At 68.2% G+C, this 10,736-nt stretch carries 3 protein-coding genes; all 3 read right to left on the reverse strand.

Going from position 1 to position 10,736, the window contains the following annotated elements; translation table 11 throughout:
- Positions 1-68 precede the first annotated feature (68 nt).
- From pglZ to pglX, 3 genes are read right to left on the reverse strand one after another with little or no spacing between them, the layout of a single operon-like run.
- Positions 69-2,987: a BREX-2 system phosphatase PglZ gene (gene pglZ / locus OG747_RS40605; protein WP_405884338.1), complete on the reverse strand. Its 2,919-nt coding sequence runs from the start codon at positions 2,985-2,987 to the stop codon at positions 69-71.
- The gene (locus OG747_RS40610) at positions 2,987-6,886 is read right to left on the reverse strand and encodes a phage resistance protein (RefSeq protein ID WP_405884339.1); all 3,900 of its coding nucleotides are present in this window, start codon (positions 6,884-6,886) and stop codon (positions 2,987-2,989) included. Before OG747_RS40610 ends, pglZ begins: the two co-directional genes overlap by 1 nt.
- Before the next feature lie 26 nt (positions 6,887-6,912).
- Complete coding sequence (gene pglX, locus OG747_RS40615; RefSeq protein WP_405884340.1) at positions 6,913-10,689, reverse strand: BREX-2 system adenine-specific DNA-methyltransferase PglX; 3,777 nt, start codon at positions 10,687-10,689, stop codon at positions 6,913-6,915.
- Between the last annotated feature and the right edge of the window lie 47 nt (positions 10,690-10,736).

Raw genomic sequence — 10,736 nt, forward strand, 5'->3', positions numbered from 1 at the left:
GAACAGTCTCCCATCCGGCATGACACGGTCCCGTCGGTTCGACGAGTGGCTGGGTCGGCGGTGCCGGTTCACAGGCCGAACTGCTCGACCAGCTGGGCCCGGTGTAGGCGCAAGGTGCGGTTGTCGGGGAGGATCTCCAGGATCTGGGCCCCGTCGTAATTGAGGAGCTGGGCGAGCGTCGCGGCGAAGCCGGGGGCGCGGGTGGCTGGCTGGCCGGCGCGCTCGGCGAGGGCGGTCATCGACAGGGTGCCCGCCTCGACGAGTGCGGTGAGCGCCTTCGGGAGGAGCGTTTTGTCGCGCGGCGGACGGGCGAGCAGGCCCAGCTGCGCCTGGTACAGCTCGGTGGACATGAGTCGCTCCACCAGCGCGGTGGCGGGGTCCGCTGCCGGGGCGGGTGCGGTCGCCGTCTCCTTCGCCGGATCGGTAGTCGTCCACTGCGAGGGCTCAGTAGGTGCCTGCGGTGCCGGGGGCGCCACCTCCTCTTCGCCGAAGAGGCCGATGACACCCTCGGGCACAGGCAGGGCGGACTTCTTGGACTGCTTACGCTGCGGGCGCACTGTGGCAGTGTCATGGGCGGAAGCGGCTTCCGCCTCCACTTCGTCTGCGGCCTCGGTGCCCTCCTCCCACCACACGGGCGCAGGGTCGCCCAGCTCGCGCCAACCTGCGGGCGGCTCGGCGCCAAACGGCAGCAGGGCGAGCAGCGGGATGGTGAACTCGGCGAGTGTCGCTCCGCCGTGATAGCCCGCCTTTAGCGCGGTGTACCGGGCGTCGTGGTCGCGCAGGGCGACGATTCGCGCTCCTGGTTCCGGCCAGACGACTCGGGGCCCGGACAGCTCGATCTCGGCGGGTGCCACAGGTCCGCCAGGGGTGCGATGGCGTGCCGAGCCGACGGTGCCGCTGGCCGCATCGAGCTTGCTGCCGCGCCGCTCCACGACATGGCCGTGGTCCGAGGTGATGAGCACGGTCATATCGTTCGCACGGGCGGCGCGCAGCAGCGGCTCCAGGCCGCCGATCTCCTTCGCCGCCCATGCGCCGTCGCCGAGCTTCTGCTCCTTGCCGAGCCGGTCGTCCACGGTGTTGAGGACGACCGCGACGTGGGTGCGCTCGTCGGACAGCGCCTCGGAGAGAGCGGTTGAGAAGGGCGAGCCGGTGTCGGGGCCGCGCAGGTCGTCCTTGTGGAATACGGCAGCCGGGGCCCCGTTCCAGCAGGAATGGAGAGGGAAGAGCCGCTTCTCGTCATTCTGGTCGCCCTTCATCAGGGTGCCCGCGAACAGCGAGGTGCGAGAGATGGTGGTCAGGGTGGGCAGCGCGGCAGCCACCGCGCGCCGGACCGGTAGGCCGGTCGCTTCGGTGTGGGGGTCGAACTCGGCCCACTGGTCACGCAGTTCTTCGCCGAGCTCGGCGGCGATCGCTGCACTCATGCCGTCGATGAGGAGCAGCAAGACCCGCCGGCCTGGACTCTCGACGACAGGCGTGACCACGCGACTGAGCAAGCTCTCCACGGTGAGCATGGAGCGGGGATCGGTGCCATCGGCGGTCCACACCGCGAGCCGCTCGGAGAAGGTTCGGTCCAGTTCCTTGCGCCGCTCGCGCACCTGGGTGCCGATCCGGCTGTACGCATCAGAGAGTGCAGCGTCTGCGTCGCCGCCCGCCTCCAGGTGCTCCAAGGCACGGTCCACCCAGCCGAGTTCGCGGATCTGACGGGCGGTGCCGTCGGCCACCGAGGCGATCTCGGATCCGGGCTCGGCCGTGAGCCACCGCCGCAACCGTGCAGCCATCCGTACCCGCTGGATACGGGCCCGGTTGGTGCCGTCCGCGGCGAGTGCATGCTCGACCAGTGCGGTGATGGCGACTGTGACCTTCTCTGCATCTCCGTCGGAGAGTGCGTGGCCCGCGGTGGTGAAGCGTGTGTCGAGTCCGGATTCGAGCAAAGGGCTGGCCGAAGCGGCAGCCTGTGCCCCGAATTGCGTGACGAGCTGGGCGGCCCGAGTCAGGACGGGGTCGGCGAGCCGGTGCTCTCCCCGGTCGACCAGGCTGCGGACGTACGCCTCGCCGCTCTGACCGAAGGAGGTCAGAAGCCTGTCGAGATCGTCACCCTGGGCAGGTGGTGCCTCGCCGAGCCACCGCTCGGCCCGCCCGCGCGCCCGGTACAGGTCGTGGTCGGCTTCCGCGTGCCCCCACAGCGCAGCGCACACCACCGCGTACGCCGCTGCGTCCGCCCCGTGTTCGGCGTCCACCAGGGCGGTGACGATCCGGCCGGCGGACCCGCCCTGTTCGGGCTCCGAGAGGAAGCGGGCCAGACCGGTCCTTTCCGGGCCGCGCAGGTCGCGCAGAAGATCCGGGCCGCCGGGGGTGAGGGTCCACTGGAACAGTGCGACCGGATCGATGCGGTCCCCGTCGTCGTGTGCGGCCGGACGGCCAAGCGGATTCGTGTCATGGCGGCCGATCCTCAGGCGCCGCCGGGCCAGCCGGGTGAGGGCCTCGTCGCGGGAGAGCAGGCCCCGACCGAGCGAGGGCCAGCCCCGGGTTGCCGCAGCGTCGAGGAGTGCTTCGGCCGCCCACTTCTCGCCGCGCAGCCGCCCGTCGAGGCCGCGCGCGTCGAACGCTTCCTGTACGACTTCCCAGTTGTCGACAGACCGGATCCTGCCGCCGTAAACGCGGGCGAGCAGCCCCGGGTCGAGGTCGGTGTCCTCGCGATCGGTGAGGACAATCAGGACCTTGGGATCGACGGGTTCCGGCGCGTCAAGGTGACCCAGGATCTGCTCGTGTACGGCGAGCACCGAGGGACCCACGGCCACCCGTGCCTGCAGTCCGCCGGCAGTTCGCTGCACCGCGGGCGCGTCCCAAGAGGGAGCGGCCCGCAACAGCATTACGCGGGCCGTGCCGTCGCCGAGCCGGCTGCGGGCGGCGACGTACTGACGGACGGTTCCTGCGGACAGCCGGGCGGGGCCGACGGCCGCAGGGGCTGTGGTGACCGTGTCGGACATCAGTCGACGACCTTCCAGACGACCTCGACGGTGGCGTTCGGGTTCTCGGCCGCGAGCGCCGCGATCTCCGCCTGCAGTTCGGCGGCGGCTCGGGCGGCGGTGGTACGCCCGCCACCGGAGCGGGCTGCGGATCGCGATGGAGTACGAGGCCCCGGCCCCGGCCCTGGCTCCGGCAGTACCTGCGGGTGGGCTGAACCGGTGTTCAGATCCACGCTCTCGGAGCTGGGCGGCAGTTCGACGGGCGGCTGGGGCTGCTCGGCCGCGGTCCGCCGGGACCTCAGCAGGGACAGCACCTCCCGGCCGGCGGCGGTCAATACTCCCGGCAGATCCGGGTAGTCACCGGGATCGCCGGCGGCCGCGTCCCGCACCCGCTCCAGGACCGCCGCACCGTCCACCCCGAGGGTATCGGCCAGGCTCAACTGGTCCCAGACGGTGTTCTGCAGAGCGCTGGCGACCTTCCCGGAACTCATCAGCGACATGCCGAAGCGATGTGCGGTGAAGTCGCCGAGGTCGAAGCGGGCGAGCCGGTCCACCACGGACTTCGCATCGATCCCGGCCTCGGTCACCGCCTTGACCAACTCCTGCGCACGCCGGGCGAGAACGAGCCGGGGCGAGTCGTCGCTGAGCCGCAGGAAGTCGCGATGCTTCTCCAGCTCCCCGACGAGCCGTCCGGTGTCCTGCGCGAGCGCGGCGGCAGCCTGCCTTATCTGCCCGGCGAACTGGTTGACGATCCGCCCGCGCCGCAACTGCGGCGCCCGCTTCCCGAGCATCGGCTCGAAGCGCTTGCGTGCCTCGTCCCAGTCGCTCTCGCTGGGCAGCTGCTGCTCGCGCAGGGCGTAGTCCCGCTTCAGCTCGTGTGGTGCGGGCGCGGGTTCGATGGGCGCTCCGCCACGCACCCACACTCGGTCGGTCATCTCCGCATACGCGGCGGCAACCAACCGCTGCAGCGGCTCTGGCAGTCCACGCCGATCGGGCAGCTCACTCCAGTCGGACAGCTTGACCAGGGTCGGCTCGGCGACGCCGTCCCGGCGGGCCTGGGCGTTGAAGTGGTCGGGCCAGGCGGTGGACTGCCGGTAGTACGCCTCCCGCATGGCGCCGAGCCCGAGCCCGCCCGCGATCCGCGCCATGACCTTGCGGTCCTTGGCCTCGACCTCGACTTGCCCGTCACGGTCCTCGGCGGCCTTGCGTACGTACTCGAAGACGGCCTTGATCTCGGCAGGCTTCACGGGCCTGCCTGTGCCCTCGGGGTCCAGATTGGGATGCGCGGGGTACTGCTGGGCAAGCAGCTTGCCGACCAGGTCGCGGGCGGCGGACTCCAACGGCGCGCCGAGCGGGGGCCGCAGATCGGGTACGTCCTGCTGGGCGACCAGATGGTTCTCGAAGCTGAGGTCGACCACCCCTTCCTGCTTCTGCGCGAGCCCGTACGCCTGCCGCAGGGACAGGTTGACCCGCTCAGTGAGGACGAGGAGTTGCGACTGGAGCATGCCCTTGGCGCGCTCCTTGTCGTCCGCGTTGAGGCTCCGCGCGTACTCGGCGTCGAAGCGGGCTTCGTCCGCGAGGGCCTTGTCGATGACGACGAGACGCTCGAAGTCGGCGCGGGAGGCATCCGTCAGATGAGTGGGAAGCCAGGCAAGGGTCCGCGAGTCACCGCCCGGTTTCTCCCGCAGGGCGCGCAGCCGCTGCAAGTCATCCATCGGGCCGAACTCGCCCTCGTCGTAAGGGAAGTCGACGACGAGGCGCCAGGCGTCGTCCTGACTGGGACGCAGAGTGGTCTCGGGCAGGGAGTCAGGATCGGCGACGTTCCCGAAGACCACCTCGACCTGCCGCTCGGTCCCCTTCCACACCAGGCCGAGCACGTCGTACGCGTCGAAGCCGCCGGGCCCGTCGCTGACGCCGAGCGCGTCCTTGAGCAGGGCGCGCATTTTGGTACGGCGGTTGCCCTGGTTGTTGTGGACCTGGGCGTTGGCGAGGACGGCGTCGAGGTCGACGCCGGTGAGCTCCAGCCGTACCACCGCGCCCGGCCCGGTACCGGTGACCTTTATCTCCGGGAAGTTCACCGCCCATTCCTTGGCCTTGTGCTCAAGGCGGCCGACCTCGGTACCCGCGATGCGGGTGGTGATGGAGCCGTGATTGAGGGCGTGCAGCCGCGCGAGCGTGAGGTCGGCAAGAGCGGGAACACTCGGCGCCAGCGCGGAAAGTAGCAGCGTCTGCAGCAGCCGAATGTCACCGGTGAAGTCCCGGCAGCGGGCCGTGAGCTGGGGATCGTTGAGGGTCTCGGGGTGGCGGCGGTACGCCTCGACCTGATCCTCGGTGACCTGGTTGGCTTTCAGTAGATACGGGCGCAGCTTGTCCCGGTACAGCTTGTCGGCGGCCTCGAAGTGGACACTGGTCTCCCCGCTGAACGCCTTGTCGCCGCCCCCGGCGATCGCCGGGTACAGATCACCGAGCGGCACGAGCTGCCCGAGCCGCCAGTCGTCGCGGTGATCGACGAGCAGCTGGCTCATCAACTTCAGGCCGGTACGGGAGCGCTGCAGCGCGGCCGAGATGTGCACCAGGGTGTCCATGAACGCCGGCGGGAACGGATACGTCCGCCGGAACGCGGTCTCGTCCGCCCCGGTGGTCGACTTGTCGTGACCGAGCAGGGTGTCCCACACGTCGGGGCCGAGCTTCTTGGCCTCGGCGAATGCGGCCTCCACCTTCGCCTCGGCCTCGTCGGTGGCGGGCTTGAGCAGCCGGGCCTGTGCGATCTGCGGAAGGTTCCGGTCCTCGAGCACCACCTTGTCGAAGCGCCCGCCACTGAACTTCAAGGTGTCCTGCACGGCGGCCTCGGCGGCCCCCGACATCTCCTCGCCGACCAGCTCACGCAGATCGCGCTGGCGGGCGATGAACGACACCACCGGGATGGCTCGCCGTTCGTCGGCACCCTCCACAAAGTTCGTGATCTTGTCGGCTTCGCGGGAGACGAACTTCTGGTCGTGGATACGGGAGGCCAGCCACAGGATCAACTCGTCCATGAACAGGACGAGGCCGTCGTAGTTGAGTTCCTTGGCGTGCGCGGCGATGATGCCGAGCCCCTTGTCCAGGGAGACGAACCCGTCGGCGTCCTCGGAGGCGTTCCGCGCGAACGAGGGGAACAGGGTCTGGGTGAGATCCTGAACCAGCCGGGCCCTCAAGTCCTGTGGTGTGGAGGGGCTTTCCAGGTCGAGACTCTTGGTGTTGTCGTGCTCCTCCTGCGCGGCGACCGCCTGATCGAGCAGCTCGGTCGTCCAGGCGAACGAGTCGCCCCACTCGTCCTCCTGGCCACCCCCGGCGTCGGCGAGCTGCTCGATCACCCGCTCGTCGCCGTTCCGCCGGCGCTGCTCGGCGAAGTCCTCGAAGAGCCCGTCGGTCAGATAGACCTGCGGCAACGGGCAGCCGGGGTGCAGCTTGCGTACGTGCTCCACGTACTTGCCGAGCACGCGCTGCTCCAGGGACTTGGAGCCCAGCATGTGGTAGGGCACCAGCAGGAACTTGCGATCGTCGGAGTCCAGCCAGGAGTGCCGCGTGCGTACGGGGTCGAGATCCGCGCGGGCCCGAGCCGCCTGATTCCGCGACAGCAGCGCATACAGCACCGCCATGAAGTGCGACTTACCGGAACCGAACGACCCGTGCAGATAGGCGGCCTTGGACGAGTGACTGTCCAGCGCCGACTTGATCAGATCGAGGGCCTCGTCGAAATTGCCGAGCAGCCGGTCGGTGACGACGTAATCCTTGAGCGCAGCCTCGACCCCCTCGGGGGTGACCGCCTCATTCAGCTTTAGTACGAAGTCGGAGGTGGACACCGACTCTGGGATATCGATCAACTCGCGCAGCAGCGGCCGGTCTTCGGGGCGAGAGTTGTTCTTGCTCATGAACGCCATGGTGGGTCTGCTTCTCCTCGCCCTGCTCAGTCGGAGTCGGTGCCGGCGGTGGCATCGGTTGTGGCGTCGGTGATGGTGTCAGTGTCGGACAGCTGGGCGGTGGCCTTCGCGCTGGCGCGCTTCTTCGGGGCGGCGGTCTTCTTCGCGCCGTGTCCGCGGGTGGCAGCCGCCGGGCGCCAGGCCCGCAGCGCGTCGTCTGTCAGCCCGGTCTCACCTTGCTTTGACTGTCGGAACGCCAGGATCTCGGCGGCCGGGGACGCTCCGAAGTCCGGGTCGTACTCGCCGTACCACTGCTCCAGCCACGGCTGCAGCTCCAACAACCCGGCCAGATACGGCACGAGTTCGTCCTCGCTGAGCCCGGCCTGCTGGATGTACGAGGCGAGCGCGAGGGCCTGCTCCAGGTGATCCCAGCCGGCCCACCCATACAGCTCCGGCGACTGCGCGTTGACCGTGCCGTACGACACGAACCGCTCCTTGGGCACGTCGAGCTTGCCGCGCGCACGCCAGTAGCTCGGCTTCAGGAAGTCCGCGGAGGTGTACTTCGGCGGTACGGGAATCCGCTCACGGATCTTGCGCTTGGCGGGCTCGTCGGGCGCGGCGTCCTCCTCACGCTGGAGGCCCCAGACGTGCTCCCAGTCGGCGCGCTTCTTCAGCCCGGCCGGCTTGTAGCGAAGGGCCGGGATGAACGGCACGTGCTCCTCGGCGAGCAGCTCCCGTACGGTCTTCACGAGGTCCTGCCGGGGCGCGTACAGCTCGGCGACGGAGGTGAAGTCCTCGTCGGCGGACAGGCTTTCGGCGAGCCGGGCGAGGGTGGTGACGGTCGGGTTGTCGTTGACGTCGAACCAGTGGGTGCGGTCCTCGATCCGGTCGAGTAGCCAGGACTTCAGCGCCTGCTGGCGCATGGAGTCCCAGCCCTCGGTGGCCCAGCGCCGTTTGTACTCGGGGCGTTCCACCATGCCGATGGCGCGGTTCGACTCGATGACGTCGATGCGCTTCTGGACGAGGGCGCGGTAGTCGGCGGGCCAGTGGGTGGGGATCTCGGTGAGGGGGGTGGACCCGTGCCGCTTGAACCACTCGTCACTGGCCTCCCCGGCGGCGACTCGGCGTGCGAGCACGATCTCGAAGGCTCGCTCGCCGAGGGCGAGTTCCGGCACGGCCTCTAGGCCGGGCAGACGCAGGTCCTCGGAGTGAAGATTGTAGAGGGAGTAGACCTGCCAGTCGAGCTCCTCTTGGAGGGCGATCATTCGGGCGCGGGTGGATTTGTAGGCGTCTTGCGCCTTGCGGAGGGCGAGAGGCGTGGGGACGGAGTCCGTGACCAAGGCGGTGGGGGTCGTCGCGGAGAGTGTCTGGGCGAGGGTCTCAAGTTCGGTGGCGAGGGCGGTGGGATAGTCCGTGGGGAGGGGGAATTCCTGGAGCTTGGTTCCGGTGAACTCGTAGAACCGTTCCCAAACGTGCGACTTGTAGCCCTCGTTTACGCCTTGGCTGCCCTTGTCATGGCTCACCATCTTGAGCCAGAACCCGGCTGTGGAGCTGTTAAGCAGCCCCAGTACTTTTACGTAATCCCCTTCTGTGGACCCCTCCCGTAGTTTGATTACGGGCGCGTGGCGATTGAATACATTGCCGCCGCGAGTCAGTGCAAAATGGTTGTGCGTGGCTACGAAAGGAAAGGAAATTCCCATGGGGTCCGAGAAACGCTCCGGGTGCCAGCGACTCCATTCGTACCATTTGAGTCCGATTTCCTCGGGGGTCCCTCCGAGCTCCTGGCGCCTCCGTAGAGGTGTGCGGTTACGCCAGAGGGTGTGCTCGGTATCGCTCGTCAACTCAGCGCGCAGGGAATCACCGTATGGGAACAGCGCTTCTGTCGTCGGATTCAGGTTCCAGTCCCGGACGTCTTCTCCGGTAATCAGGGGCACTACGTGCGCGTTGGTAACACCCAAACGGTTCCAGGTTCGCGAGGGTGCGAAGTAGGAAGGATCGTTTCCGGTATGTGCGTACCTGCCGATAGATCGCTGCAGCTCTTCAAGCTTGGCAGTTGCGTGGCGGCCGATAGCGCGGTTAATTTCCAGGCCGCCAGCAGCCAGGATCCAGGGCTGCTTATCGAAGAGACCCACTCGACCAAGGTCATCAACGGATACCCATCGGGTTGAACTCCCTGGCACGTCGACCTGCTCGACGATCGCCCGCCAGACGAGTCCATCCTCCGCCTTCTCCGGAGCGGCTGGTTCCCCCTGAACGCTACGGATCGTGCGGATGGTGGCCCGGCGAGCGCCCATGTAATCCAGCGGGCGGCCGACGAGGATGACCGTCGGCGTCCCATGCCCCGGGATGTAGGCCCCCGATGTGTCGATGACCTCTGTCAGTTCGACCTGATCCCGGAAGAAACTCTCGATCAGCTTCGTCCCGAACTCCCTCTTCATGAACGAGTTGGCCGTGATCTGGCCGACCATGCCGTAGCCGAGTCCGGACTTCTCTTCGCCCCGAACCGCAAGCTCGAAAAAGCGCTGCGCGAACGGGACGGACAGCGCGTAAGTACCCGCGCACGCGTCGTACAGCTTGCGATACAGCTCGTTGAGTGTCTTGTCCTTGACTGTGATGTACGGAGGATTCCCAACCACCACGTGGTAGCGGCCCCGGTTCAGGATCTGCGGGTACTCGAACACGTCCTCCGTGCTCAGCGCGTAGTAAGGGTCTTCGGCGTCGCCCGATTCCACGCTGTCGCCGAGGCTCAGCTGCTCGTCGCCGAACAGACCCTCCTGCCGGTGCTCAGTCGGCAGCAGCGAGTCGCCCACCGCGAGCTGGATCGGCCACTCGTACTTCCGCGCCTCCGCGAACGTTCGCATGTCGCTCGAAGCCATCGCCGCGACCAGCAGCCGGAAACGGGCAACCGCGATCGCGAACGGGTTGAGGTCTACCCCATGCACAGACTCCAACGCTGCCCGCACCCGTTCGTACGGGCCGACTTCGGGTCGCTGCGACGCCCACATTCGCAACAGCCGCCGGAACGCCCCGAGCACGAAGTGGCCCGACCCACATGTCGGGTCGATCATCTTCAGTTCTTCGAAGCCGAACTCCCGCACTGCCGGGGTCATCGTCCGGTCGAGGATGAACTCCTCCACGAACTCCGGCGTCTGCAGTAGCGCGTACGTCTTGCGGGCAGCCTCGCTCAGGTCCTGGTAAAGGTCGCCGAGGAACCGGGTATCCCACCCCTTGGTGCCGTCGTCGCTCAGCGGATCGCTGAAGTCGTGCACGAGCACCGGGCAGCCGCCCCCACCGGACTCATCGCCCGCGCCGACCGCACCCTCGCCAGCGCGCTGCTCGCGCCAGAACGCGAGCAGCACGCCAGCGCCGTCGTGCGAAAGCGGAATCTGGTACAGCGGGTTGTGCTCCTGATCGAAGAGCAGCCGCCCCGCCTGCCCAGCCCCCAACTCGGCGAACGCCGTCTCCAGCCACCCTCGATACGTAGGGTCGGAATCCTTCTCCAGATATTCCTCGTACCGTGCCTGTGCGGTCTCCCGCCCCGCCACATCCGGCGCCGTGATGTACGGCTCGGCGATCAACCGGTTGTCCTCGCTGAACCGGACGAACACCGTGCCGAGCACCCAGGCCACCGCAACCTGTGTGATCCGCTCTCCGAGCCAGGCGTTCCATGTCGCCGCCGTACGGCCCAGCTTCCGGGCCTGGTCGTACTCGCCGCGCAGCCGCGTCCCGACCTCGGGGACAGCCTTGACCTGCTGTTCGAGGTCGGTCTCTGCCGCCTTGACCTGCTTCTGCAGGTCGGCGAGGAGGCTCTTGCGGTCGATCACGTACGGCTCCTGTGGAGAGTGGGAGAGAGCGGAAGAAGATCAGGGGA

It is taken from the genome of Streptomyces sp. NBC_01384 (assembly GCF_045040035.1).
Classification (GTDB): Bacteria; Actinomycetota; Actinomycetes; order Streptomycetales; family Streptomycetaceae; genus Streptomyces.

Excerpts from the sequence above, each read along its gene's own strand:
- pglZ (WP_405884338.1), bottom strand. The coding sequence starts at position 2,987 with ATGTCCGACACGGTCACCACAGCCCCTGCGGCCGTCGGCCCCGCCCGG.
- OG747_RS40610 (WP_405884339.1), bottom strand. The coding sequence starts at position 6,886 with ATGGCGTTCATGAGCAAGAACAACTCTCGCCCCGAAGACCGGCCGCTG.